The following is a 25,584-nucleotide window of genomic DNA, read 5'->3' as shown; positions in this document are numbered from 1 at the left end:
TGCCTTGCGGCTGAGGACATGGATTCGTCGGGTGCCGTCGCCATGCGGATGGCAGTGGGAAGGAGTTCCCGGCCGTCGATGTGCGGACGGTGGCAGAGGCGAAATGAACTATTGTGAATGCAAATCAAATGGTTCGCTTTGCAGCGGTTACTTCAATTGGACGTTCATTGCAAGTGTACTGATTGTGTTTGGTCGGTCAAACAACTGCGGATGCCGGTGGATCAAGGCCTTCCCCGTTCTGACAAATGGTGATCATGTTCGTGACGAATGTGGCGGACATTCGGAATCCGCGCCGCAACGTCGGCATCCGGACGGCGTTGCACGTCAGCGTGTTGGGCTGAAGCGGGGAATAGACTTCGGACATGACGAAGGCATTTCGCCACTGTGACGGTCCGGTGAAGACGCGGAGGTTGGCGCGGATTTCGGAGGGGGCAAGCAAAGGAAAAGGGCGCGCAACGCCGTAGCGTTGCGCGCCCTTGAAGTGCGACCGTGTCGGCAGTTTATTTGCCGAGTTCGATGCTGCGTTCGTACGCCTTGCGCACGGCCTCCACGATGGACGCGCGTACGGCGCTGGCGTCCATGTGGTTTGTCGCGGCGATGGTCGTTCCCGCAGGGGAGCACACCATTTCGCGGAGCACGGAGATGTGCCTGTCGCTTTCCTCGGCCAGCTTGCACGAGCCGGAGAAGAGCGCCTTGGTCATGTCCGTGGCCTGTGTGCGCGTCAGGCCCATGGTGACGCCCGCCTCAATGACGGCTTCCATGAAGTAGAAGACGTAGGCGGGGCCGGAGCCCGCAAGAGCGGTGAAGGCGTCGAACTGACGTTCGCCGAGCACATGCACCTGCCCGAGTGAGCCGAGCGCGTCGGTGATGAAGGCCTTCTGCCCGTCGGTGAGGTTCTCGTCCTCGAGGCAGACGGCGAATACGCCCGCGCCGACCATGGCCGGCGTGTTGGGCATGATTCGCACCACGGGCACGCTGGTCCCGGCGTATTTGCGTAGCTTGTCCGTCATGATGCCCGCGGCGATGGAGAGTACGCACTTTCCGCCCTGCGCGAGGGCGGGGGCGGTCTCCTTGAGCAGGGGCTTCACGTGCTGCGGCTTCACGGCCACCAGTACGTAGTCCGCGCGTTCGACAGCTTCCACGGCGCTGGCCGCGGGTTCGAGACCGCAGCCTTCGGCGAGTTCCCGCATGCGGGATTCGTTGTGATCGTAGCCCACGAGGGTCACGTCGTCGCGGCCGGAAAGACCGCGGACGATGGCCCCGCCCATGTTGCCGAGTCCGATGACACCGATGACGGACTTCATGGCCGTACCGTTAGCCCACGATCTCGAGCTGATTGAAGAAGTAGGAGATCTCGACGGCAGCGGTCTCGGGAGCGTCGGAGCCGTGAACGGCGTTGGCTTCGATGTTCTGGGCGAAGCGCTTGCGGATGGTGCCCTCGGCGGCCTGCTCGGGGTTGGTGGCACCCATCAGCTCGCGGTAACGCTTGATGGCGTTCTCGCCCTCAAGCACGGACACGACGCAGGGGCCGGAGCACATGTACTCGGTGAGGCTGTTGAAGAAGGGGCGCTCGCTGTGGACGGCGTAGAAGCCCTCGGCCTGGGCCTTGGTCATGTGAATCTTCTTGGTGGCGACGATGCGCAGGCCAGCTTCCTCGATCATCTGGAAGATGGAACCGATGAGGTTGCGTTCGACGGCGTCGGGCTTGATGATAGAAAAAGTGCGTTCCATGGGATTCCTCCGTGTTCGTTCTCGTTTGCGATGTAGCGGTGCCAACGCGGGGGGCGTGCCCCCGCCCTGTAATGTCTAGGTGAGCAGCATCCTGTCGGATGAGAACTCCTCTCCCTTGACTGCATAGAACTGGGCCAGCAGGTCGTTCACGGACAGCGAGCTTTTAGCTTCGCCGGAGACGTCCATGATGATCTCGCCCTGATGGAGCATGATGAGCCTGTTGCCCAGCTTTATTGCCTGATTCATGTTGTGCGTGACCATGAGCGTGGTCAGATTCATTTCGGATACCAGATGCTCCGTGAGCAGCAAAACGGAGTTCGCCGTCTTGGGGTCGAGCGCCGCGGTGTGCTCGTCGAGGAGCAGGATGTCCGGTCGAACCATGATCGCCATGAGCAGCGTCAGCGCCTGCCTCTGTCCGCCGGAGAGCAGTCCGATGCGGTCGTCGAGCCTGCTTTCGAGGCCGAGCCCGATCTTGTGAACCTCGGAGCGGAAGAAGTTCCTGTCGTCCTGTGTGACGCCCATGCGCAGGGAGCGGGTGCTTCCCCGGCGACGGGCCAGCGCAAGATTCTGTGCGATGGTCAGGGATGCGCAGGTGCCGAGTAGTGGGTCCTGAAAAACACGACCCATGTGTCGGGCGCGCTTGTACTCCGGCCAGCGCGTAATGTCATCACCTTTCAGCGTGATGGAGCCGCCGTCGGGCTTGAAGGTGCCCGCCAGCGTGTTGAGCAGGGTGGATTTTCCCGCGCCGTTAGAACCGATGACGGTGATGAAGTCGCCATCCTTGATGTCGAGCGAGATGCGGTTGAGCGCGCGCACCTCGTTGACGCTGCCCTTGTGGAAATGGAGGGTGACGTCCTTGAGTGTCAGCATCGCGCGAACCTCTTCTTGAGTTTGGGCATGGTGAGCGCCACGACGACGAGCACGGCCGTGATGAGGTTCAGGTCGCTCGGGGTGAAGGAGAAGTCACCGATGTGCAGGCCAAGGGCGAGGGCGATGGTCACGCGGTAGAGCACGGAGCCGATGAGCGCCGCCGCGATGGCGCGGGGCAGCGAATTGCAGCCGAGGAGCGTCTCGCCGACGATGACGGACGCCAGACCGGCCACGATGGTGCCCACGCCCATGTTTACGTCCGCCGCGCCCTGATTCTGGGCGATGAGCGCCCCGGACAGGGCGACCATGGCGTTGGAGAGGCCCACGCCGTAGATGATGACCTTGTCCGTGTCCACGCCCTGGCTGGTGATCATCTGAAGATTGTCGCCGGTGGCGAGCATGGTCTGGCCAAGTTCCGTGTACAGGAACCACACCAGCGCCACGGCCACCACGATCGCCACAGCGCCGAACATGACGGGCGAGGCGAAGTAGCCGGGAATGCCGAGGCCGATGGCGGAATCGAGCACCGTGTCCACGCCCAGAAGCGAGACGTTCGGGCCGCCCATGATCCTGATGTTGATGGAATACAGGGCGGTCATGGTCAGGATGGAGGCGAGCAGGTGCAAAATTTTGAGTTTCGTGTTGAGTATGCCGGTGGCCATTCCGGCGAGGAAACCAGCGCCCATGGCCAGAAGGAGCGACAGGTAGGGATTCACGCCATTGGTGATGGCGACGGCGGAGACGGCCGCGCCGAGCGGGAGGCTGCCATCCACGGTGAGGTCCGGGAAGTCGAGGATCCTGAACGTGAGGTACACGCCGAGAACCATGATTCCGTAGACGAGGCCCTGTTCGAGGGCACCCAGAAACGCGAAGAGAGTCATGATGTCTTCCGGGAATATGTACCGGGGGCGCGGCATTTCCGCCGCGCCCCCGTTGGATTGATCTGGTGTCTGGTGGTTACTCGATGATCTTGTCGGCCCGGGCCTTGAGCGCTTCCGGAATCTCGACGCCCTGCGCCTTGGCGGCGGGGAGGTTCAGGTGCAGGGTCATGCCCTCCTGAAATTCCACAGGGGTCGCGGCGGGAGTCTGGCCGCCAACGAGGATGCGTTCGGCCATGGCTCCGGCCTGTCTGCCGTGCAGGTAGTAGTCGAAGCCCAGTGCGGCGACTGCGCCACGGGGCACGGAACCCACGTCGGCGGCGAAGAGCGGCATGGAGTTCTGCTGGCAGACCTTCACCATGGATTCGATGGCGGCCACCACGGTGTTGTCCGTGGGCGCGTAGACGGCCTGAACGCGGCCGCCGAGGCTCTTGGTGGCCTGATAGACGTCAGCGGTCTTGGACGCGGTGGCCTCGACGAGGGTCACGCCCTTGGCGGTGCAGGCCTTGCGCAGCATGTCCACGAGGGTCTTGGAGTTGGCCTCGCCGGAGTTGTAGACCACGCCCAGCTCCTTGAGGCTCGGGATGAACTCCATGATCATGTCGACGTGCTTGTCCACGGGCGTCATGTCGGACACGCCGGTCACGTTGGCGCCGGGCGCGGCGATGTCGCGCACGAGGCCCGCACCGGCGGGGTCGGTAACGGCCGCGAAGATGAGCGGCACCTCGGCCATGTGCGGAGCCTTCTTGACGATCTGCGCGCAGGTCTGCGCGCTTGGCGTGGCGATGGCGTACACGAGGTCCGGGCGCTCGCCAGCGATGGCCTGTGCGATCTGGTTGGCGGTGGCCATGTTGGCCTGCGCGTTGTGGACCTTGTACTCCACGTCCACGCCGCGCTCCTTCAGGTAGTCCTGGAATCCCTTGAGCGCCGCGTCGAGGGCGGGGTGTTCCACGAACTGGTTGACGGAGACGGTGAACGTTTTGGCCATGGCCGCCGTTGGCGGCAGCGCCGCGAGCAGCAGCGCGGCCAGTGCGAGAATGGTGAATCGCTTCATGGTATCCCTTCCTCAGCGAGTCGGTTCGAGGGCGGACAGGCGCACCATGCGAACGGTGCGGTTGCTTCTGTCTGCCCAGTCCTGCAGCGCCTTGAGCGTTTCCGGGTAGGGATGGCCGATGGCCACCGACTGCCCCGTGGACGCCGCGACGCGCTGCGCCTTTTCCAGTTGTCGCCGGATCGCGCGGACATCCCGGACGTTGTCCAGGAAGATGTTGCGTTTGTACATCGCGATTCCGGCGGCGCGTCCTTCCGCGTCGGCCACGCTGGCGGGCGTGGTCAGACTGTCGAGGAAGAACAGACCCCTATGTTTGAGTTCGCCCATTACCACGGACATGCCGCGGCTGTCTTGGGTGAACTTCGACCCCATGTGATTGTTGACGCCTTGCACCCCGGGAAGCTGTTCGAGGTCGTCTTGTAGCGTGGCGAGAATCTGCTCGTTGCTCATGGATGTGAACAGCGCGCCCGGACCGGGGCGTACGCCCGGATAGCCGCGTGGCTCCATGGGCAGGTGCAGCAGCGCGTCGAGTCCCTTGTCGCGCGCCAGTGTGCCCACGCCGTGCGCATGGCGCGTGTGCGGGAGGATGGAGAATGTGACGGGATAGGGCAGCGCGGCGAGCTTTCGCGCGAAGCGCTGGTCATCCCCCATGTCGTCGATGACGATGGCCATGCGGCCCTGACCGGCATCGGCGGACGGCTGGTCCTCATCCTCGGTGAGCGTGATCTCGTGCGTGGGGATGCCCATGACGCCGACCACGAGGGAATGCTCGGATTCGCGCGTGAGGGTGGCCTCGGGCACCCACTTGCCGAGTGCGTGCTCGAAGGAGTTCACGAAGCGACGGGGCTGCCCGTCGAGTTCGATGCTGATCTTCTGGTGATGGTACGCCTCGCCGTGGAAGCGACGCAGGGTGATTTCGGTGAAGGTGAGGTGGCCGGGACCGTAGCCCGTGAGCACGAGGCTTTCGGTGATTGCGTAGTCCACCTGTCGCACGAGGCGCTCGATGGGTACGCCGAGGTTTTCCTCGAAGTGCGGGTAGTCGCCGTCCTGTGCGGCGGCGTCCGTCCCGTTCGGTTGGACGTCGGTGGCGTTGTCCGTCGCGTTGGTTGCGGCCTCGGTCTGGGTCGGGGGGAGTGCCTGCTGGGCTGTGGCATTCTCCGGGGCCACGCTCTGGCGGACCTCGGATCTGCACCCCTGCTGTTTGGCAAGAATGATGGTGAGAATCACAGCCACGAGAAGGGCTGCGGCAATGGCGGCGATGTGGGCCGGACGCAGGTGCAGGGGCTTCTTTGGCCCGTTGGTGTCGTTCATGCGCTCATATGGCAGCGCCGGGCACGAGGCCCGGCGCTGTGAGTTTTCCTTCGCACCAGAGGTGCTACTTGATTTCCTTGAGTTGCGGCAGCTTCTTGACGAGCTGCAGCGCCAGTCGGAGCTGGTTGTCCCTGTCGAGCATTTCGGCGGCGGTGTCGTTCATCGGGTTGTTTTCGCCGTTGTGCTCCTCGGTGGCGTTCTCGATGTGGCCTTCGAGATCCTTTTCGCGCATCACGCGGCGCGGGGTGCCGGCGTTGTCGCGCGGGGCCTCGAAGGGATGCACGATGTCCGGCACGATGCCCTCGGCCTGAATGGAGCGCCCGCTGGGCGTGTAGTACAGGGCGGTGGTCAGCTTGATGCCGGAGCCGTCCGCCAGCGGAATGACGCTCTGCACGGTGGCCTTGCCGAAGGTGCGTTCGCCGACGAGCAGGGCGCGGTTATGATCCTGCAGCGCGCCGGCCACGATTTCGGAGGCAGAGGCAGAACCGGCGTTGATGAGCACCACCATCGGCTGATCGAGGTCACCGGAGGACTTGCGTGCGTTGAAGTCCTTGCGGCTCTTGGGGTCGCGGCCCTGAATGTAGACGATGTTGCCTTCGGTGAGGAAGGTGTCCGCCACGGAGACCGCCTGATCGAGCAGGCCGCCGGGGTTGTTGCGCAGGTCGAGGATGATGCCCTTGATCTCGTGATCGGCGGAGTGCTTCTTGATGAGCGCGCGCATTTCCTTGGTGGTGTGCTCGTGGAAGCGGGTCAGGCGCAGGTACAGGTAGCCCTTTTCCAGCTCCTCGCCCTTGGCACCGATGATCGGGATGGTGTCGCGGCGCATGGTGACCGTGACCGGCACGGTTTCGCCCTTGTGAAGGACGGTCAGTTCGATCTCGGAACCCTTGGGTCCGCGAATGCGCTGGACGGCTTCCATGAGGGTGATGTCCTGCGTGGATTCGCCGTCGATTTCGAGGATGGCGTCACCAGCCTTGAGCCCGGCCTTGTCCGCCGGGGTGTCCTCGATGGGGGAAATGACGGTGAGTCTGCCGTTGCGCAGGGAAATTTCGATGCCGATGCCACTGAATTCGCCGGAGGTGCCGATGCGCATCTCCTTGAACTCTTCAGGGGTCATGAAGGCGGAATGGGGGTCGAGATCCTGCAGCATGCCCCTGATGGCGCCATTGATCAGTTCATCGCGCGGGACATCCCGCACGTACTGGCGTTCGATCATGTCCATGGCTTGGCTGAACCGCTTGAGGGGACCATAGAGGTCCTCTCCGGCAGGCTGCGTGCTGCCCGTGGAAACGGACATTGCCAGGAGCAGGATTGCAGTGAAGATCCAGACGGTAAAACGCATGTAAGCCTCCGGCTTGAGTATAATGGAGCGGCCCTGCCTCGGGCCGGAACCTGACGGGGCGGTACGGGGCGGTCGCGTTGCGGCCGTCATCTTGGGGCTGTCAGCCACTCATCAGGATTAATTGCTTTTTGCCCAAAACGCAATTCAAAATAGAGTCCGGAACCGCCCGCTGCGGGGTAGGGTCCGGTCCAGCCGAGGGTTTGTCCTTCGGCCACGTCCTGCCCGGCCGAAACGGAGCATTCCGACAGGAAGGCGTAGAGCGTGTAGTACTGGTTGCCATGCGAGACGATGACCACGCGCCCGAAGCCGCGCAGGATGTCGCTGTGGGCCACGCGCCCCGCGAAGACGGCATTGACCGGCGCGCCGTTGACGGTGTGGTAGCTCGCGCCGTTGCGACCCGGCGCTGCGGCGAGGCGTCCGCCGCTACCGTCGGGGCGGAAGCGCTTGCCCGCCACGGGTTGGGGCAGGCTGCCCTTGCGGGTTTTGAACGTGCCGCCGGACATGGTCTTCAGGCGGTAGTTCATCTGGTCGATGGCCGCGATAATCTGCGAGAGGGCCTGCTCCTCGTTCATGCGTTCCGCGCGCACCTCGCGGATGGAGCGTACGAAGTCGATCCGCTTGGCGAGCAGGCGGTCCTTGGCCGCGTTGATGTCGTCCACGCTCTTTTCCGCCTCGGCACGCAGGCGCTCCTGCTCGGCGAGGACGGCTTGGAGTTCCCGGTCGCGTTCGGCGAGTTCGGCCAGCGTGCGGCGGACGTCGTCGTAGACGCTGGCACCCCATGCGAAGTGCCGATCCGTTGCCGCCCAGTCCGGGTCCGCGTTGGTGCGGCCCTGCATGGCCTGTACGCGCAGGGGCCACAGCGCGGCGACGAGTCCGCGCAGGGTGTCGCGGGTGCGGTCCTGCCGATGTTCGAGGGCCTCGCGGCGCTGTCGCGTCTGTTCCAGCTTGCGGTCCAACTGGGCGAGGCGGTTTTCCCTGTCGCGAATGTCGTCGCGCAGGGAACCTAGCGAATCCTCGATTCCAGCGAGGTCGCCGTGAAGCTCGCGCTCGCGGTCGGTCAGTGTTTCGACGCGGCTTCGGCCCTCTTCGGCGCGCTGGGTTTCGATGCTGATGGATTGCCGTAGCGCGTAGGGGTCGCGCGCGGCCTTGCGGGCCGAGGCGGGCGAGGCCTGCGCCACGAGGCAGAGGGTCAGCACTGTCGCGGCGAGGACGGCGCGGTATGGGGTCGATCCGGTCACGGTCTGGCGATTCCTTCGGCGGTTATGGAAGATATGGCGCAAGCGGGCATTTGTCGCACAGCGGTTCACCCTTGCGGCACCAGTCCTTTGCAACGCGAACGAGAAGGGCGTGGAATTCGTTGAACATGGATGCGTCCGGTTCCAGAACGTCCATGAAGAAGTCCCGCATTTCGTCGTATGGTGCATCTTCCGGAATAAGTGCGTGACGCGACAGTATGCGTCTGGTATATGAATCGACTACAAAGGTAGGCATTCCGAGCGCATAGAGCAGTATGCTGTCCGCAGTCTCGGGGCCTATGCCGCGTACGGCCAAAAGGCTTTCGCGCGTGGCGTCGGGGTCCGCGTCCATGAGCGCCTCGATGTCCAGCCCGCATTCGGCGTCGAGGAATGCCGTGAAGTCCTTGAGACGCTGGGCCTTCATGCGGAAATAGCCCGAGGGGCGGATCAGTTCCGCCAGCTCCGGCAGCGGCATGTCGCGAATGGCGAGCGCGCTGAGCGCGTCGGCCCGCTTCAGGTTGTCGATGGCCTTTTCCACGTTCGCCCAGTTGGTGTTCTGGGTCAGGATGGCGCCCACGGCGATTTCGAAGGGCGTATCTCCCGGCCACCAGTGGCTGGGGCCCATGGATTCGAGCATGGAGGCGTACATTGCGCCGAGCAGGGCTTCACGTTTCATTGGCTGGATGTGTCCTTGGATTGCGCCCCATGGTCCTCGTGGCCGGTGGGCGCGAATCCGGGGAGTCTAATGTTCCCGGGTTCTTTGTGCAACCATCACCAGAAGCGGTGGAACGATGACTCGCGACATGGCGGATGAAGCGGCAACGGGTTCCGGCTGGAGCAGGGCCAAGGCGCTTGGCGTTCTGGCGGCCTTCGCGGCGTCCTATGCCGTCGCCGTCACGCTGCACATGGCGGAGGTCCCCGCGTGGCTCGGTTCCGGCCTTACAGTGGATGGCGAATTCATCATGGCCACGCACGATGCCTACGCGTGGATGGCCGGGGCCATGGGCACGGGACGCCTCGCCATGCAGCCCATGAGCCGTCTGCTGGAAGCCCTTGCCGCCGTTTCCGGTGCGGCCATGGGTAATGTCGCCTTCTGGATTCCGCCCTTTGCCGCCGCCCTTGCCGCATTGCCCGCGTGTCTCATCGCGGCGCGGCTTATTGGGCCGTCCGCCGGAGTGCCCACGGGTATCGCTGCGGCGGCCATGCCCGGATTCTACATGCGCACCCGCGTGGGCTTTTGCGATACGGATATCCTCACGCTGTTCCTGCCGCTGTGCGTGGCGGCCGGGCTTCTGACGCTCCTTGCGCCGCTCGTGCGGGAGACGTGGAGGCCCGCCGATACCTCCGAATCCCTACCGGCTGATGCGTCGCGCCTGCCTGCGGGCGGGCTGGCCGTTGGCGTCGGTCTGTGGCTCTACACGTGGTTCTACGGCTCCGGATTCGCCGTGGGCATGGCGCTGTGCGGATTCTGCGGCCTTGCGGGGCTGGTTCTGGCCCGGCCCGGAATGCGTTGGCATGTCGTGCTTGCCGTTGGCGGTGCGGTGGGTTCGTGGCTTCTTGGGCCATGGTCGTGGCCTCTGTTTGCGTGCGGTGCCGCCGTCGTATGGATGCGGCCGGAACTGATTCATGGACGGGTGCGGATGGCCGCACTCGTTGGTCTTTTGCTGGCGGTGACGGGGATGCTCGTCACCCGGCGGGCCGAGGTGGCGGAGATCGCGACCATCGCCGCGAAGTATCTGGGCATGGGACCGGTGGACGAGGCTGTGCGCAGGGCATGGGGCGGACTGAACCTGCCCTCGGTTATCGTCAGCGTCCGCGAGGCGACGCGCCCCGAACCGGCGCGACTGCTCATGTACATGGCCGGGCACTGGAGCGTGGCGCTGGCCGGTGTGGCTGGGTATCTGTGGTTGGTCCTGCGCAGGCCCGTCGCGATCATGCTTTTGCCGTTTCTTGGCATGGGCTTGTCCGGATACTGGCTCGGCACGCGGTTCACCATGTATTCCGGTGTGGCCCTCGGGCTTGGCCTCGGCTGGCTGGCGGACGTCGCCGCACGTGCCTACCGTGACCGCCGGGCGACGCGCTGGGTGTTTCAGGCTGGGATTTCCTGCCTCGCCGTGCTGCCGTTGGCCTGGAATCTTGGCGGCTATCGCCCCATTCCGGTGCTCAGCCCCGCCTACGCGCAGACGTTGCGGGACATCGGGCGTATGGCAAAGCCCGACGCCGAACTGTGGCAGTGGTGGGACTTCGGCTATGCGGCGCAGTATTATGCAGGTCGCGAAACCTTTGGCGACGGAGCGCGGCAGGAAGGGGACTTCCTGTATCCGCTGGCGAAGGTGCACACCACGCCCTCGCCATTGCAGGCGTGGCAGATTATGCGCTTCATGGCCGCCGGGCGCGCCGCGCAGGCGCAGCGTGCCCGTGCGGCGGGCGTCGTCGCGTTGCCGGGCGTTCGGCCGGAACTCTATCCCTACAATCCCGTCGAGGAACTGGCCGCGATGGGGCCGCGTGGGGCGGAGGATTTCGTCCGCAGCCTTGCCGTGCGTCGTAGGCCATGGCCGGACAAGCTGCCCGAGCAGTATTTCGTGGTGTCGTGGGAGAACCTGCGCATCGCCTCGTGGATCACGCGTTTCGGGCTGTGGAACCTGGCGTCTGGTCCGGCGGGCGCGGGGCGCAGCCGGCGCGTGGGCGAGGGCGTGCGTTTTGACCTGCAACGCGGCATAGCCTTCACGGATTCCGGCTCCGAGGTTCATTTGACCTCGCTGGATATGGTGGACGAAAGGGGGCGGCTGCGCCGCCACTCGTGGCCCACGGGCAGGCAGGGACATGTGGTGGCGGACGAGCGGACCGGCGAGATGCTCTACATGGACGGCACGGCGTACGGTGCGCTCATGACGCGGATGCTGCTTGGCGACCCGGCGGATTTCGAGCCGTATTTCACCCTCGTGGTGGATCGCGGACCGATGGTGCGGGCCTATCGGCTGAACGCCGACATTGGCGATGTGGACTAGCCCCTGTGGGGGAATCGGACGAAAGAAAGCGGGGCGGCTCTCCCAAGGAGTGCCGCCCCGCGTGCGTTCGTTGACTGGATGAATCCGGACCGGGCTAGCGGTTCACGCCGCGCCAGATGAGCACGATCCATTCCTTGCTGGAATGGCGCTCCGGCTCGCCGAGTCCGTTGGCCATGTAGACCTCGGCCACGGCGTCGCCCTGCTCCACGAGGATGCCGGACAGCACGAGGCAGCCGCCGGGGCGGACCCTGTCGATGATCTGCGGGGCCATGGCCTTGAGCGGGTTGGCGAGGATGTTGGCCACCATGAGGTCGAAGCGCTCGCCAGCAGCCGGGCCGTCCACGGAGCCGGTGCCGAGGCTGAAGGCCTCTTCGGCCACGCCGTTGATGGCGCGGTTTTCCTCGGCGTTCTCGATGGCCAGCGGATCAATGTCGTAGCCCAGACCGGTGAGGCCGAGCTTGCAGCAGCCGATGCCGAGGATGCCGGAACCGGTGCCGAGGTCGAAGAAGCTGGAGCCAGCGGTCAGCGTGCCTTCACCGGCCAGATTGGAGATGGCTTCGAGGCACAGCGCCGTGGTGCCGTGGTGGCCGGTGCCGAAGGCGGTCTTCGGCTCGATGATGATCGGGATGCGGTCCTCGGGGGCCTCGTCTGCGCGCCACGGGGGCAGCACGATGAAGCGTCCGGCCTCGACGGGAGTGAAGAATTCCTTCCACGCCGTCGCCCAGTCCTGCTGTTCGATGGTGGCGCGGTTCACGACGAGGTCCGGCCATGCGGCGCACAGGCCCTGAATGACGCCCTGCGCGGCGGCGGTGTCCTCGAAGTGGACGCGGAAGATGACTTCCTCGCGGTCCACCACGAGTTCTTCCTGCCAGCCGTGGGGGGCGTTCTCGGTCAGGTAGACGGTGACGTCGTCAACGCGGGAATCCGGGACGGCGAATTCGATCTGTAGCAGATTCTTCATTGTTCGGCTCTCGGGGACGGGAATTCGCCTGTGTGAGCGCGCGGTTGTGGCGGCTTGGCGCATGGTTCCGTCCGGCTGTGGTTTCGTGCCGCGAAGGGGCGGCGTTTATCGGGCTATGCCTCGGACTTCGGCAGCCCCGCCGCGGCCAGCAGGCCGTCGAGCGTCTGCGCGAAGCGGGCGATGTCGTCCTTTTCGATGATGAGCGGGGGCAGCAGGCGCAGGATGTTGCCCTGCGTGAGGTTGCAGACGAAGCCCGCGTCGATCAGCGCGTTCCAGATGTCCTTTCCGGGCATGGTCAGCTCGATGCCGATGATGAGGCCGAGGCCGCGCACTTCGGCGACCTTGTCCGGATGGGCGGCCTTGAGGCCCTCGAAGAGGCCCATGGCATAGCGTCCGGTGTCGGCCGCGCGTTCGCAGATGGCGTCGCGCTTCATGATGTCGAGCACGCGCGAGGCCACGGCGCTGACCAGCGCGCCGCCACCGAAGGTGGTGCCGTGCGTGCCGGGGGTGAAGGCCGCAGCCATTTCCTCGCGGGCGAACATCGCGCCCATGGGCAGGCCGTTGGCCAGTGGCTTGGCGGTGGTGAACACGTCGGGCGTGATGCCGTAGTGCTGGTGCGCCCAGTATTTGCCCGTGCGGCCAAGGCCGGTCTGCACCTCGTCAACGATGAGCAGAATATCATGCTCGCGGCACAGGGCCACGAGGCCGTCCACGAATTCCTGCGACAGCGGACGCACGCCGCGTTCGCCCTGAATCAGTTCGACCATGACGGCGGCGGTCTTGTCCGTGATCGCCTCGCGCACGGCGTCGAGGTCCATGAAGGGCACGGTCTTGAAGCCTTCGGGCAGCGGATCGAAGCCGTCCTTGACCTTGGCCTGACCGGTGGCGGTCAGCGTGGCGAGCGTGCGGCCGTGGAAGGAGCCGTCGAGGGTGATGACCTCGTACGCGTCGCGCTTGCGCACGACATGCATGTACCGGCGGGCGATCTTGATGGCGGCCTCGTTGGCCTCCGCGCCGGAGTTGCAGAAGAAGACCTTGTCCGCGCCGCAGGTGGCGAGCAGCTTTTCGGCAAGCTCCACCTGTTCCTGCTGGTGGAAGAGATTGCTCGAATGGACGAGCTTGGTCCACTGGCGGGTGACGGTTTCGAGAAGTTCGGGATTTCCGTGGCCGAGGTTGCAGACGGCGATTCCGGCAAGCAGATCCACGTATTCCCTGCCGTCCACGTCGAACAGGCGCGTGCCGCTGGCGTGGTCGATGGCGAGGGGATAGCGGGCGTAGGTGTTGCAGATGGAGTCGTGGTCCCTTTTCGTGAGCGCTTCGAATGCATCGGACATGGCAATATCTCCCTGTGCCTGAGGCAGATTACATTTTCCCTGTGTGACCGAACCCTCCGCTTCCGCGGGAGGTTTCCGAGAGAGCCTCCACCTGCCGCAGACGGGCCTGGTGGATGGGCTGGAACACGAGCTGCGCAATGCGCTGTCCTCGTCGGACGGTTCGTGGCGCGTCGGATGTGTTGAGCAGGGAAACGATGATCTCGCCGCGGTAATCGGGGTCGATGACGCCGACGCCCTGACTCACGGTGAGGCCTTCCTTCGTGCCGAGGCCACTGCGCGAATAGACGAATCCCGCCATCGAGGGGGTGCGGATGTCTATGGCGAGGCCGGTTGCGAAGGCATGGCGTCCACCCGGGGGAATGGTGACGTCGTCCGCGTCCATGCAGGCGCGCAGGTCGATGCCTGCGGAACCTTGCGTGGAGTACCCGGGCTGGTTTTCCTCCAGCACGGGATGCAGGATTCTGATGTCGACGTCGATGGTCCCGGCGATGGGACCGAGGTTGTCGCTGTACATTTTGAAGCTCCGGGATGGGGCTGCCCTAGGGCAGGCGGTTTCGTAAACGTGGGGCAAAGAAGTAGTCCACAGCGGTGTGGAAGTCAAAGACCAAGGCATGATTCGACGAGAAGGGGCAAGAGAGGGCTTGCCATTTTCCGGGTGGGTTGGCAGTTTAGAACGTGCCGGAGAACTTTTTCGGAAGGGTGCGGCAGGCCCGCGCCCCCAAGGAGTGCGCCATGCAGCCTATCCAGGTTTTCAGCGTGGTCCCGCGGCTTCCGGAGAATCTGAAGCCGCTTTGGGATCTTGCCTACAATCTCCTCTTCTCCTGGAACGGAAACATTGTCGATCTCTTTTCCCGCATCGACGCCCGTCTGTGGCGCATGAGCGAGAACAATCCCGTGCGCTTCATCAACAGCCTCGGGCAGGAGACGCTGGAAGAGCTTTCCGGCGACGAATTGTTCCTCTCCCGCATGCATGAGACGGTCGATGAACTTCGGGCCTACCTTTCGCGCACGACGTCCGTCGTGGACTTTCCCGGCGCGACGCCCGGCCAGCCCGTGGTGGCCTATTTCAGCTTCGAATTCGGCCTAAGCCCCTGCCTGCCCATCTATTCCGGCGGACTCGGCATTCTGGCCGGTGATCACCTTAAATCCGCAAGCGACCTCAATGTCCCCCTCGTCGGAATTGGCCTGTGCTATCAGCAGGGCTACTTCCGGCAGCGCCTCACGCCGGACGGTTGGCAGCACGAGCGCTATCCCGTCTACGATTTCGAGCAGATGCCCATCACCCTTGTCAAGGACGCCGACGCGCGGCCCGTGACCTTCACCATAGACCTGCAGGATAGAAAGCTCATCGTCCAGATTTGGAAGGCGGCGGTGGGGCGGGTGAACCTCTACCTCATGGATACCAACATTCCGGAGAATCCGCCGGAGTTTCGCCAATTGACGACGCGCCTGTATGGCGGCGACTGGGAGATGCGCCTCCAGCAGGAAATCCTGCTCGGCATCGGCGGCATCAAGGCGTTGGCCGCCCTTGGGCTGGAGCCGCGCATCATCCACATGAACGAGGGCCATTCGGCCTTCGCGGGCCTTGAGCGCATTCGGCTGTTCATGAAGGACTGCGGCATGAGCTATGAGGCTGCGGTGGAGCTTGCGGCGTCGAGCTGCGTGTTCACCACGCATACCCCGGTCCCGGCGGGTAATGACCGCTTTCCTCCGGACCTCATGCAGCGTTACCTTGAACCCTACGCCCGCGAGTTGGGCCTTGCCTTCAAGGTCTTTCTCGCCCTCGGACGCGAGGATCCGCGCGACGACGCGGAGCCGTTCTGCATGACGGTGCTGGCGCTTCGGCTGTCGCGTTTCAACAACGGCGTGAGCGAATTGCACGGACATGTCTCGCGCAACATGTGGAAACGCGTGTGGCCGCAGTTCCCCACCGAGGACGTGCCCATCGGCTCCATCACCAACGGCGTGCATCATCCGTCATGGGTGGCGGATGATCTGGCCGTGCTCTACGACCGCTACCTCGGCGGGAACTGGCGTGAGGACCCGGACTGCGTGCGCGTGTGGCGCAATGCCGAGGCCATCCCGGACGCCGAACTCTGGCGGACGCACGAGCGTCTGCGCGAGCGGCTTGTGGATTTCGTGCGCCATCGTCTGCGGCAGGAGCTGTTGCAGAAGGGCGCGCGGCGAAGCGAGGTGGAGGCCGCCGAGGACGTGCTCGATCCGCAGGCGCTGACCATCGGCTTTGCGCGGCGTTTTGCCACCTACAAGCGCGCGAACCTCATCCTGCAGGATCGCGACCGGCTGATGAAGCTTATCGGCGACAGTCAGCGCGCCGTGCAGTTCATCTTCGCGGGCAAGGCCCATCCGCAGGACAACGAGGGCAAGAAGATCATCCAGCAGATCGTCCAGTTCTGTCGCGAGGGCAATTGCCGTCCGCGCATGGTGTTTCTGCAGGACTACGACATGGAGGTGGCCGAATACATGCTTCAGGGCTGCGACGTGTGGCTCAACAATCCGCGCGTTCCTCTCGAAGCCTGCGGCACCAGCGGCATGAAGGCCATGGCCAACGGCGTCATCAATTTGAGCACCCTCGACGGCTGGTGGGCCGAGGCCTACCGGGATGACAACAGCGTTGGCTGGTCCATCGGACGTGGCGAAATCTACGACGACCCGCGCCATCAGGACTTCGTGGAATCCCAGATTCTGTACACGCTGCTTGAAACCGAGGTCGTGCCTGACTTCTACGACCGGGGGCATGGCAACCTGCCGCGGCACTGGGTCCGGCGCATGAAGAACGCGCTGGTGGAACTGGGGCCGATGTTCAATTCGCACCGCATGGTGGAGGATTATGCGCGTATCGCCTACATCCCCGCCTACCAGAACTTCGTGGCGCTCACGCAACAGGGCTTCCAGGCCGCCAAGGATCTCGCTCAGTGGCGGATGGACATGATGACCAAGTGGCATGGGCTGGGCATCCGGCACGTCACCGCGCAGGAATTCGGCGAGATTCATGTGGGCGAGCCTGTCAGTGTGGCGGCGGAGGTCCGTCTCAACGGCATCGCTCCAGAGAATGTCCTTGTGGAAATCTACTCCGGCGCACTCGATCAGGATGGGCAGTTCTCCCAGCGCGAGGCCGTGGAGATGAAGCCGGGCGAATTCGTGGAGGATGGATGGTGCCGGTATTCCGGCGCGTTCAAGCCTGTTGCTCCAGGGCGCTTCGGCTTCACCGTGCGCGTGCTACCGCGCCACAGACACCTTCTGGACCCCCATTCGCTCGGACTCATCCGCTGGGCGGAATAGGTCTACAAGCGACGCGATGATACAAACGAAAAGCCCCCGGCATGCCGGGGGCTTTTCGTTTGTGGCTAATGCGGGGCCAAGCCCTAGCGGTCGTCCTTTTCCCGAGCTTCGGCGGCTTCGTGGAAGTCGAAAGAGACCTTGCCGCACAACTGGTAGAAGCTGGCCAGAGCTTCGGCAATCGCTTCGGCCTTTTCCTTCAGTTTCGGGGTGCCCATCACGGCTGGGTGCTGCATCAGTATCTGATCGTACATGGTGTTGATCACGTAGGCACGGTCGAGGGCCTCGTGCATGTGTTCAGCGGTGAGTTTCACGTTTTCTTCCACGGCGTTCTCCTTGTCGGTCGATGAATGGTGGGTGGCGCGAGGTTGAAAGGTGATGTGCGTGGCGGGTCAGTCTCCCCCTTACGCCGGCGGATTGAAGCCCCGGAACATGAAGTAGGCCGCGCCGGCGAGGCAGCAGCCTGCCCACAGGAAATCCCACGTCAGGCGTTCCTTCATGTAGAAGGTGCAGAAGCCCGCGAAGACGCACATGGTTATGACCTCTTGCATCACCTTGAGCTGGCCGAGGCTGTAGATGCCGCTGCCCATGCGGTTGGCGGGCACTTGCAGGCAGTATTCGAAGAAGGCCACACCCCAGCTCAGCACGATGACGACCAAAAGCGGCTTGCTTCTGAAGTCCTTCAGGTGGCCGTACCATGCGTAGGTCATGAACATGTTCGACAGGATGAGGAACAGAACGGGCAGAAGCTTATGCATGCGTTGTACCTCGACGGTGGAGGGCGGTTTGCGGCGGGCGCGGGCAGGCGTGTCATCGCTCGTTAAGGTGAAGAGCGGGTGAGTGCGTGGCGTCCGTGCGGGGGAATCCCCGGATGCGTGATGTGCATCCGTTCCGAGGGGAATGTCAATCGGAGTGTGGAGACGGGGCGGGAGCGTGTGCGGGATGATAGGGACGTTGCCGTTTTGCGCGGCGTCGCGCGGTAGTTTACGTGAGAGACGATGCGGCGGCTACAGGTCGCGCATGGCCTCTTCGAGGTGGTCGAGCCACAGCTTCGGAAAGTCGCCGTATTCGGCGGTGCCGCGCAGCACGCAGCGCGGCTCTATGCCCGCCGCTGCGAGGATGTTGACCCACGACTCGGGACCGGAGCCGCACATGTCCTTCTGTACGTGACGGCCGGGCACGGCCAGAAGCGGCACCAGCCACGCGCGACCGATGCGGCGTTCCACAAGCTCGCGCGTGATGTCGCCGATAACGAGGCGGCCCTCCATGGTGGCGACGAGCACGTTTTCGTCCCGGCTGCGCAATTCGTCGTAGAGCGCGTCGTACATGCAGTCTCCGGCGTGCCATGTGCCGTGGCCCATGAGTACCACGGCCTCGTCCGGCGTGCGCTCGGGCGGTAGTGCGGCCATCACCGCGTCGGCCGCGGCGGGGACGTCCTCCGGCCCGGCGATGAGCGGACGGCCGAGGACGATGCTTTCGAACCCTCTGTCGCCGCCACGGAAACGGTCGGCATCCTGCACGAGGTCGTGAAATTCGTCGCCGGGGATGACGTGCAGCGACTGCACGGCCACATGCGTGAATTTCTCGAACCACATCTTTTCCAGCGCCTTGGTTACGGAATCCGTCTTCTTGCCCTTGTCCGCGAGCTTGCCGCGTACGACGCCGGACGTGAAGGCCCAGCGGGCGGGGATTTTGGGGAAGCGTAGGCGCACGGCATCGTCGAACCTCCTGAGGGAGAGGTGCGCTGCTTCGCGGCTGGAGCCGAATGCGACGAGCAGAATGCCTTTTTTCATGCGTTTCGGGGATGGGATGTGAATGGAACGTGCCGTACGGCACAACTCACGTACATATCAGACAATCGTCCGATTGCGAAGCCCCGCGAGGGCGCATTTCCGGAATGGGGTGCCCCGTGTGGGCCCGTGGGCCGGGGTTATTCGCCGTGGGTGTGGGGCGTGGTGCCGTGCACGTGGGCGTGGATGTGCTGGTGCGCGTGCGTTTCGCCGTCGAAGGTGACGCGTCCGTTGCGCATGGCGTAGATGTCGTGCGTGGTGCGGGCGAGGAAGTCCCAGTCGTGGGAGATGATGATCAGCGCCTTGTCGAGTCCGTTCAGGATGGACACGAGGCGCTCGCGGGTGTCGACGTCCAGCGCGTTGGTGGGTTCGTCGAGGAACAGGGCCTCCGGGTCCATGGCCAGCACGGAGGCGAGGGACACGAGTTTCTTTTCGCCGCCGGAGAGCTTGTGCGTGACGCGGTGCTCGAAGCCGCTTAGCCCGAGGGACGCCAGTGTGCGCAGGGCGATGTCCTTGGCTTCGGATGCGGATTTCCCGGCGTTGAGCGGCCCGAATGCCACATCCTCGATGACGGTGGGGAAGATGAGCTGATCCTCGGCGTTCTGGAACAGGAGTCCCACAGCCTTGCGTAGGGCCACGAATCCGTCCTCGGATTCCACGGCTTTTCCCCGGAACAGGATGCGCCCGGAAGTGGGCTTCACGAGTCCCATGAGGATGTGGGCCATGGTGGTCTTGCCCGCGCCGTTGGGACCGATAATGCCGACGCGCGCGCCGCGTGGCAGGGCGAAGTCGAGTTCGTTGAGAATGTTGGCCCGGCCGGGGTAGCCGAAGCTGACGCCGCGAAGTTCGAAAATGGGGGTCGAATCGGTCATGGAAGTATGATTTCTCCGGCGGCCAGAGCGCATGTGACGGCAAGCATGGACGCGAGGAAGAGGATGTCTCGGGTTGAGTGGGCGAAGCCGTTGAGCGAGTGGAACGTGCCGTTGAAGCCTCGGCAGAGCATGGCCTGATACACGCGTTCCGAGCGGTCCCAACTGCGCACGAGGACCATGCCGATGAGAGAGGCGTAGGAGCGGTAGGTGTGCAGGTCGGTGCGGGGGCGGAATCCACGGACTTTCATTGCCGCGTTCAGGCGCTGGTATTCCTGCGCGATGAGGAAGATGTGGCGGTAGGTGAAGATGAGCAGCCACCCCAGCTTGTCCGGGACGTGCAGCTTGCGCAGCGCATGCCCGAGGTCGGGAACCGGCGTCGTCGCGATGAGTGCGGTGAAGGCGATGACGATGGCGTTGGACTTGAGCGTGATCAGCCCCGCGAGTTCGAGTCCCTCGCGCGAGGCGACGAGCTTCCACACGGAAAGCACGGCCTCGCCGGGCACGGAGAACGGGATGAACAGCCACAGGAAAGCGATGAACGCGTTGACGCCCAGCAGTCTGCGCAGCACGGGGCGGGCGTCCAGCCGGGCCGCCGCGAGGAGCGCGACGGAGACGGCCAGCGCCGCGTAGAGCGTGTGCGGATGCTGCGATACGGCAACTACGACGGAAAACGCCGTTGCCGCCGTGATCTTCACTCGCGGGTCCAGCGCGTGAACGGGCGAGGTGCCGTAGGCGAAGTGTTCATCGAGCATGGCGCGCCGTTTCGTGTCCTATGGGTTGCGGCGGCTGCGGACCAGCGCGGCGACGCCGAACAGGCCAAAGATGTAGCCGATGCCACCGAAGATTTCCACGGCACCGGGGCCTGCGGTCTCCTCTTCGGCGAGCTTGCGGGCGATGGGCGCGAGCTTGCGGTCCACCGCGTGCTCCACGATGCGCGTGAGTGTCGCCTCGTCGATGCCGGACAGGGTCTGCGCGCCCGCTGCGGGGGCCACGGGTGCGGGCTGCGGCGTAGCGTCGGCGGACTGGGCGGTGGCGGTGCCGACAGCGGTTTCGGCCTCGCCGAGGTATTCGTCGGCGGCGATGATCCACTGCCCCGCATGGCCGACGCCTGCGTACAGGTCGATCTTGAGGTCCATGCGTGCGGCCTTGGCTTCGGCGGGGATGGGGAAAGTGAACAGGCCGTTGTCGTCCGTGGTGCCGGTCAGAATTTCCTTGCCGGATGCGGCGTCGGACACCACGACCTTGCTGTCGCGGGCCTTCTTTCCGCCGCTGAAGGTGCTCTCGGTATGGATGGCTCCGTCTTCCTCCCAGGCGAAGATGGTCACCCGATGGGCATGGGCGGTCTGGGCGAGAAGAAGCGTCGCGAAGAGGGCGGCGAGGACTGTCCGGAGCGTGAAGGCATATGCGGTGCGGATCAAGACGACCTCCGTGAAATGGGGTGCACAGGGGGAATCCCCGTGTGTCTTGGCGTTCCTCGTAATATATTTTTGCGGAAAGTGCCACAGTCAATGCAATGGATTTCACGGCGTGTCTGTTGAGCGGTCAATCAATGAGCGAACGTATGATTGTATAGAGGAATGGAAGGCTGGGGGTGGATGGGCCTCGTCGAAGCGTCGGAAAAGATTTGTACGGCAAGTCGATGGGTTGCGAATCGTTTTGTGCGGGATTTCGGGTGGGCCTGGCGAGTGGATGGGGAAGGGGTACCATTTTTTTCGCATGGGATTGCGGGCCGAAGTCGCGTGTCACGCGCGGGGGAGGCATGGTGATGGGCGCGGTGGTGTGCACGTTCGGCGAGCGTTCGGGCTGGGGCTTTCGTTTGTCCAAATGAAAAGGCGGCGTGCGGAACAATCCGCACGCCGCCATATCGGTGAGGTTCGCGCAGAAGCGCGGGCGTCTTTAGTCCTCGGTCCCGGAGGTCAGGTCGGGATGGCGGGCGAGGATCTTCATGAATTGCTCGCTGCGGTGGTCCAGACGGATCTTGAGCAGCATGTACAGGCGGTTCATGAGGCGGTAGCCGAAGTCGTGGTCCTCGTCCATCAGCATGCGCAGGCCATCACCGGGGATGACGATGATCTCGGAGCTCTCGGTGGCGCGGGCTCGCATGGTGTGGTTCGAGTTGGGCAGCAGCGCGTACCAGCCGAACAGGTAGCCCGGCTTCAGCGCCGCCAGCGACACGGTGACGTCCTCGTTCAGGTCGCCTTCGAGCAGTGCCTTGCCGGAACGGACGATGTAGAAGTTCTCGGCATGGGAATTGGTTTCGTAGATGATCTGATCCTCGGCGTAGGTCTCGATGTGGGCGAGGGGCAGCATCTTCTTGAGTGCCTCGTCGCCGAGGCCTTGCAGCATGGGAACGCTTTTCAGATCGTTGAGCGTGATCATATTCGTAACCTCGATCGATGTTGTCGGGTTGCTAGCGGTTCATCGTGAAGACGATGATCCCGAACAGGTACAGCAGGGACACGGCTACCGAGAGTCCGATGGGGGACACTCCGGCCTTGAACTGCTTTGCCAGTCTGTCGCGCTGCGCGCCGTTCAGCACGGGGTTCAGCACCAGCTGGGTCAGCCTGAGCGGGGCATTCACGAAGAATGCGTTGACCAGTCCCGCCAGTCCCTTGACGAAGACCGCATCACATATGGCGTTCAGGCCATTCAGGGTCTTGTCCATGAACCAGCTGAACGCGCGGCCGCCGAAGCGCCAGAAGATGTCCGTATCCAGCGCGATGGTGTCCGTACGCTTGAGCAGCTTGAGGAACACGAAGAACGCCAGAGCCGAGAGCATCAGCAGCTGGAACTGCTTGACCACGCCGCCGAAGGTGTAGGGCACGTGGGCGGGCATGTCGAACGGCAGGATCGCATAGAGCGGATCGGGGTACACGCCAAGGAAGATGCACAGGAAGGCCATGAGGCCCATGGCGATGAGCATGGTCTTGTGCGGCGGTTCGCCGGGGCGTAGCCCCCTGTCCTGATTGAAGAACACGAAGTAGGGGAACTTGATGCCCGCGTGCAGGAACACGCCCGCCGAGGCGATTTCGAGAACCAGCCATGCCCAGGTCCAGTGCTCGTGCACGGCGGCCTCGATGATGAGAGGCTTGGACGTGTAGCCGCTGGTGAAGGGCACGGACGAGATGGCGAGTGCGCCTATTGTTCCGAATATCATTGTCCACGGCATGGTCTTGTACAGACCGCCGAGTTCGGTGCACTTGCTCTTGCCGGTCATGTACAGCACGCTACCAGCGCTCATCCACAACAGGGACTTGTAGATGATGTGGCAGAAGGCGTGCGCCGCCGCGCCGTTGAGGGACATGGCGGTGCCGATGCCCACGCCGCAGACCATGAAGCCCACCTGGTTGATGATGGAGTAGGCCAGAATGCGGCGCATGTCGTTTTCGAGCAGCGCGTACATGATGCCGTAGAGGGCCATCACGCAGCCGATGACGATGAGGACCTCATAGCCTGCATACCCACGGATGAGCGTGTAGACCGAAGTCTTCGTCGTGTAGGCGGACAGGATGATGCCGCCGGTGACGGTGGCCTCCGGGTACGAGTCGGACAGCCATGCGTGGAAGGGCGGAGCCGCCGCGTTCACGAGGATGCCGAACAGGATGAGGTAGGAGGCCAGGCCGCGGGTGGCGAAGTGCTCGAAGGTCACGGAGCCGGAGGACTGCACGTGCAGCACGATGCCCGCCAGCAGCACGAGGCCGCCGAAGAGATGCATCAGCACGTAGCGGTAGCCTGCGCCGTAGGCCTTCTTGGTCTTGCGGGCGAGGATGAGGAAGGTGGAGGTCACGGCCATCCACTCCCAGAAGAAGTAGAGAGTGACCAGATCGCCCGCGAAGACGACGCCGAGCGCGCCGCCCATGTATCCCAGCGCGGCCATGTGCTGCTGGTTGTCCTTCAGGTAGAAGGCATACAGGAAGGCCGCGAAGCCGTTGAGCGTGAAGATGTATCCGAAGATTTTGGACAGCTTGTCCACGCGCAGTAGCGTCAGGTCGTAGCCGAAGAAGTGCACGCCGAGATGCTCGCCGTAGGGCAACTGGGTGATGACCCAGAAAGCCAGAGCGGGCAGCATGCACACGTAGATGCTTTTCATCCTGTCCCGGAAGAACGGCACCAGTGCCGCGCCGAGGATGAGGATGGCGAACGGTGGAATGTTAGCGATCATAGAAGTCCTCCCGCACCTTCAGCACATAGCCCATAAGCTTTGCGAGAATGATGAGCACGGCACAGGAGCCGAAGCCCAGAAGCGCCGAGAACCCGAAGAAGTCGTCCCAGCCGAAGTGGCCGTGGACGTGGGCGAACGGCTCAAGGGCCAGCGTCAGGGCGCAGGTGCCGAACAAGAGCTTCCACAGGAGCTTCCTGTTCTTGTCGTGATCGAACCAGTCGAATTCTTTCTTTTGGCTCATGTCGTCCTTCTCCTTAGGGGGTCACGCCCACGGCCAGCGCGGCCAGATTCATGAACACGTCGGGGTAGAAGAAAAGCCCGACGGAGCAGGCCGCGGTGATGACCAGCGGCGCCACGCACTGGATGGGCGCTTCCTTGACACCATCATTGAACATGCATTCCTCCGGAGTGCAGAAGAACGCCTTGTACACGATGGGCAGGAAGTAGGCGGCGTTGAGGATGGAGCTGACCAGCAGCACCACCATGAAGGGCCACTGTCCGGCTTCGATGGTGCCAAGCAGCAGGTACCACTTGGAGAAGAAGCCGCCCGTGGGCGGAATGCCGATGACCGAGAGCGAACCGATGAGGAACGCGGTCATGGTCACGGGCATGCGCCTGCCGATGCCGACCATCTCGCTGATGTACTTTTTGCCGGTGGCCACGAAGATGGCACCGGCGCACATGAACAGCGTGATCTTGCCGAAGGCGTGCATGGCGATGTGCATGCTGCCGCCCATGACGGCTTTCGGAGCCAGCAGGCCGAGGCCCAGCACGATGTAGGAGAGCTGGCCGATAGTCGAGAAGGCCAGCCTGCGTTTGAGTCCGTCCTGCGATAGCGCGATGAGCGAGGCCGTGATGATGGTCACACTCGCCGCCGTGCAGATGAACCATGACAGATTCATCTGGGCCAGTAGGTCCACGCCGAACACGCCGGTGATGACGCGCAGGATGGAGAACGCGCCGACCTTGACGACCGCAACTGCGTGCAGCAGTGCGGAGACCGGGGTGGGCGCGACCATGGCTGCGGGCAGCCATGAGTGGACGGGCATGATGCCGACCTTGGCGAAGCCGAACAGGAACATCACCAGCAGCGTGGTGGCCATGGTCGGGGTCACGTGGCCGGTGAGGAAGCCGTTGGGACCGAAGTCCAGCGTGCCCGCCTGGAAGTAGGCGATGAGCATGGCCGGCAGCGCGAGGCCGATGGACGTGCCCATGATGTAGAGCAGGTACTTGCGGCCGGATGCGCGGGCTTCGCGGTCCTGATGATGGGTGACCAGCGGGTACGTGCTCAGGGAGAGAATCTCGTAGAACATGTACATGGTCAGCAGGTTTGCGGAGAACGCCACGCCGATGGTGGACGACAGCGCCAGAGCGAAGAACGCGAAGTAGCGCGTCTGGCTGTGTTCGTGCTCGGCGCGCATGTAGCCGATGGAGTAGATGGAGGTCAGGATCCACAGGGACGACGAGACGATCGCGAAGAGCAGGCCGAACGCGTCGACCTTGAATGCGAGCGGGACGCCGGGGATGACCTCGAACATGGTGTATGTGAACTGGATGCCGTCAAGGACCGCGGGGATCATGGAGGCGATGATGGCCAGCTTGATCGCGGCGGCGATGAAGGTCCATGCCTCACGCGCGTTGGGGGATTTACCGCACGACGCGATGATCGGCATGACCGCCAGCGAGACCAGGACGGCGATAAGCGGTCTGATGGATTCTACGGTTTCGATGTGCATGCGAGT

Annotated in this window: 24 protein-coding genes; 2 read left to right on the top strand and 22 right to left on the bottom strand. The window is 63.9% G+C overall.

Annotated elements, in window-relative coordinates; genetic code table 11:
* Window positions 1-500: 500 nt before the first annotated feature.
* The 9 genes from proC to GGQ74_RS03885 form a co-directional block, all read right to left on the bottom strand.
* Window positions 501-1,304 carry a pyrroline-5-carboxylate reductase gene (gene proC / locus GGQ74_RS03925; RefSeq protein ID WP_167940218.1) on the bottom strand — a complete coding sequence of 268 codons (804 nt, stop codon included), beginning with the start codon at window positions 1,302-1,304 and terminating at the stop codon, window positions 501-503.
* A gap of 10 nt (window positions 1,305-1,314) precedes the next feature.
* Window positions 1,315-1,731 (bottom strand): nucleoside-diphosphate kinase, encoded by a 417-nt coding sequence (gene ndk, locus GGQ74_RS03920; RefSeq protein ID WP_167940217.1) that lies wholly within the window; start codon window positions 1,729-1,731, stop codon window positions 1,315-1,317.
* 75 nt (window positions 1,732-1,806) lie between these two features.
* Window positions 1,807-2,601, bottom strand: coding sequence for an ABC transporter ATP-binding protein (locus tag GGQ74_RS03915; RefSeq protein ID WP_167940216.1), 795 nt, complete (start codon window positions 2,599-2,601; stop codon window positions 1,807-1,809).
* Complete coding sequence (locus tag GGQ74_RS03910; protein ID WP_167940215.1) at window positions 2,595-3,482, bottom strand: ABC transporter permease; 888 nt, start codon at window positions 3,480-3,482, stop codon at window positions 2,595-2,597. Before GGQ74_RS03910 ends, GGQ74_RS03915 begins: the two co-directional genes overlap by 7 nt.
* Window positions 3,483-3,558: 76 nt before the next feature.
* A complete protein-coding gene (locus GGQ74_RS03905; RefSeq protein ID WP_167940214.1) occupies window positions 3,559-4,533 on the bottom strand; it encodes an ABC transporter substrate-binding protein in 975 nt (324 codons plus the stop codon).
* Between the two features lie 12 nt (window positions 4,534-4,545).
* Window positions 4,546-5,841 (bottom strand): divergent polysaccharide deacetylase family protein, encoded by a 1,296-nt coding sequence (locus tag GGQ74_RS03900; protein ID WP_167940213.1) that lies wholly within the window; start codon window positions 5,839-5,841, stop codon window positions 4,546-4,548.
* 64 nt (window positions 5,842-5,905) lie between these two features.
* Window positions 5,906-7,183 (bottom strand): S41 family peptidase, encoded by a 1,278-nt coding sequence (locus tag GGQ74_RS03895; RefSeq protein WP_167940212.1) that lies wholly within the window; start codon window positions 7,181-7,183, stop codon window positions 5,906-5,908.
* Window positions 7,184-7,269: 86 nt separating this feature from the next.
* A complete protein-coding gene (locus GGQ74_RS16455) occupies window positions 7,270-8,421 on the bottom strand; it encodes a peptidoglycan DD-metalloendopeptidase family protein (protein WP_167940211.1) in 1,152 nt (383 codons plus the stop codon).
* A gap of 22 nt (window positions 8,422-8,443) precedes the next feature.
* Window positions 8,444-9,094 (bottom strand): endonuclease III domain-containing protein, encoded by a 651-nt coding sequence (locus GGQ74_RS03885; protein WP_167940210.1) that lies wholly within the window; start codon window positions 9,092-9,094, stop codon window positions 8,444-8,446.
* 115 nt (window positions 9,095-9,209) lie between these two features.
* Here GGQ74_RS03885 and GGQ74_RS03880 point away from each other — a divergent pair, with 115 nt between their 5' ends.
* On the top strand, window positions 9,210-11,426 hold the full coding sequence (locus tag GGQ74_RS03880) for an STT3 domain-containing protein (RefSeq protein ID WP_167940209.1): 2,217 nt from the start codon (window positions 9,210-9,212) through the stop codon (window positions 11,424-11,426).
* A gap of 94 nt (window positions 11,427-11,520) precedes the next feature.
* Here the strand turns inward: GGQ74_RS03880 and GGQ74_RS03875 are convergent, their stop codons facing one another.
* The 3 genes from GGQ74_RS03875 to dut form a co-directional block, all read right to left on the bottom strand.
* A complete protein-coding gene (locus GGQ74_RS03875; protein ID WP_167940208.1) occupies window positions 11,521-12,387 on the bottom strand; it encodes a 50S ribosomal protein L11 methyltransferase in 867 nt (288 codons plus the stop codon).
* 113 nt (window positions 12,388-12,500) lie between these two features.
* A complete protein-coding gene (locus GGQ74_RS03870; protein ID WP_167940207.1) occupies window positions 12,501-13,721 on the bottom strand; it encodes an aspartate aminotransferase family protein in 1,221 nt (406 codons plus the stop codon).
* A 28-nt stretch (window positions 13,722-13,749) separates the two neighbouring features.
* Entirely contained in the window at window positions 13,750-14,235 is a 486-nt protein-coding gene (gene dut, locus GGQ74_RS03865) for a dUTP diphosphatase (protein ID WP_167940206.1), read from the bottom strand.
* Window positions 14,236-14,453: 218 nt separating this feature from the next.
* On the opposite strand from dut, the gene glgP reads away from it, so the two are divergent.
* Window positions 14,454-17,021, top strand: a complete 2,568-nt coding sequence (gene glgP, locus GGQ74_RS03860) for an alpha-glucan family phosphorylase (RefSeq protein ID WP_167940205.1) — start codon at window positions 14,454-14,456, stop codon at window positions 17,019-17,021.
* A gap of 83 nt (window positions 17,022-17,104) precedes the next feature.
* Here glgP and GGQ74_RS03855 read toward each other — a convergent pair whose 3' ends face one another.
* The 10 genes from GGQ74_RS03855 to GGQ74_RS03810 all read right to left on the bottom strand — a co-directional run bounded on the left by GGQ74_RS03855 (window position 17,105) and on the right by GGQ74_RS03810 (window position 25,578).
* Window positions 17,105-17,344, bottom strand: a complete 240-nt coding sequence (locus GGQ74_RS03855; RefSeq protein WP_167940204.1) for a hypothetical protein — start codon at window positions 17,342-17,344, stop codon at window positions 17,105-17,107.
* Window positions 17,345-17,422: 78 nt separating this feature from the next.
* Window positions 17,423-17,776: a DMT family protein gene (locus GGQ74_RS03850; protein WP_167940203.1), complete on the bottom strand. Its 354-nt coding sequence runs from the start codon at window positions 17,774-17,776 to the stop codon at window positions 17,423-17,425.
* A 249-nt stretch (window positions 17,777-18,025) separates the two neighbouring features.
* Window positions 18,026-18,811 carry a sirohydrochlorin cobaltochelatase gene (locus tag GGQ74_RS03845; RefSeq protein WP_167940202.1) on the bottom strand — a complete coding sequence of 262 codons (786 nt, stop codon included), beginning with the start codon at window positions 18,809-18,811 and terminating at the stop codon, window positions 18,026-18,028.
* Between the two features lie 137 nt (window positions 18,812-18,948).
* Window positions 18,949-19,680 carry an energy-coupling factor ABC transporter ATP-binding protein gene (locus GGQ74_RS03840; RefSeq protein WP_167940201.1) on the bottom strand — a complete coding sequence of 244 codons (732 nt, stop codon included), beginning with the start codon at window positions 19,678-19,680 and terminating at the stop codon, window positions 18,949-18,951.
* Window positions 19,677-20,432, bottom strand: coding sequence for a cobalt ECF transporter T component CbiQ (gene cbiQ / locus GGQ74_RS03835; protein WP_167940200.1), 756 nt, complete (start codon window positions 20,430-20,432; stop codon window positions 19,677-19,679). The genes GGQ74_RS03840 and cbiQ overlap by 4 nt, the downstream gene beginning before the upstream one ends.
* An 18-nt stretch (window positions 20,433-20,450) precedes the next feature.
* Window positions 20,451-21,098, bottom strand: coding sequence for a hypothetical protein (locus tag GGQ74_RS03830; protein WP_167940199.1), 648 nt, complete (start codon window positions 21,096-21,098; stop codon window positions 20,451-20,453).
* Between the two features lie 478 nt (window positions 21,099-21,576).
* Window positions 21,577-22,059, bottom strand: a complete 483-nt coding sequence (locus GGQ74_RS03825; RefSeq protein ID WP_167940198.1) for a Crp/Fnr family transcriptional regulator — start codon at window positions 22,057-22,059, stop codon at window positions 21,577-21,579.
* A gap of 31 nt (window positions 22,060-22,090) precedes the next feature.
* The gene (locus tag GGQ74_RS03820; RefSeq protein WP_167940197.1) at window positions 22,091-23,842 is read right to left on the bottom strand and encodes a Na(+)/H(+) antiporter subunit D; all 1,752 of its coding nucleotides are present in this window, start codon (window positions 23,840-23,842) and stop codon (window positions 22,091-22,093) included.
* Window positions 23,832-24,083: a hypothetical protein gene (locus GGQ74_RS03815; protein ID WP_167940196.1), complete on the bottom strand. Its 252-nt coding sequence runs from the start codon at window positions 24,081-24,083 to the stop codon at window positions 23,832-23,834. The genes GGQ74_RS03820 and GGQ74_RS03815 overlap by 11 nt, the downstream gene beginning before the upstream one ends.
* Window positions 24,084-24,096: 13 nt before the next feature.
* Window positions 24,097-25,578 (bottom strand): monovalent cation/H+ antiporter subunit D family protein, encoded by a 1,482-nt coding sequence (locus GGQ74_RS03810; protein WP_209280061.1) that lies wholly within the window; start codon window positions 25,576-25,578, stop codon window positions 24,097-24,099.
* Window positions 25,579-25,584: the final 6 nt, after the last annotated feature.

The sequence above is a fragment of the Desulfobaculum xiamenense genome (genome assembly GCF_011927665.1).
GTDB classification, from domain to species: Bacteria; Desulfobacterota; Desulfovibrionia; order Desulfovibrionales; family Desulfovibrionaceae; genus Desulfobaculum; species Desulfobaculum xiamenense.
Note: the sequence above shows the minus strand (reverse complement) of the source record. Positions and strands in the feature narration are given on the sequence as shown.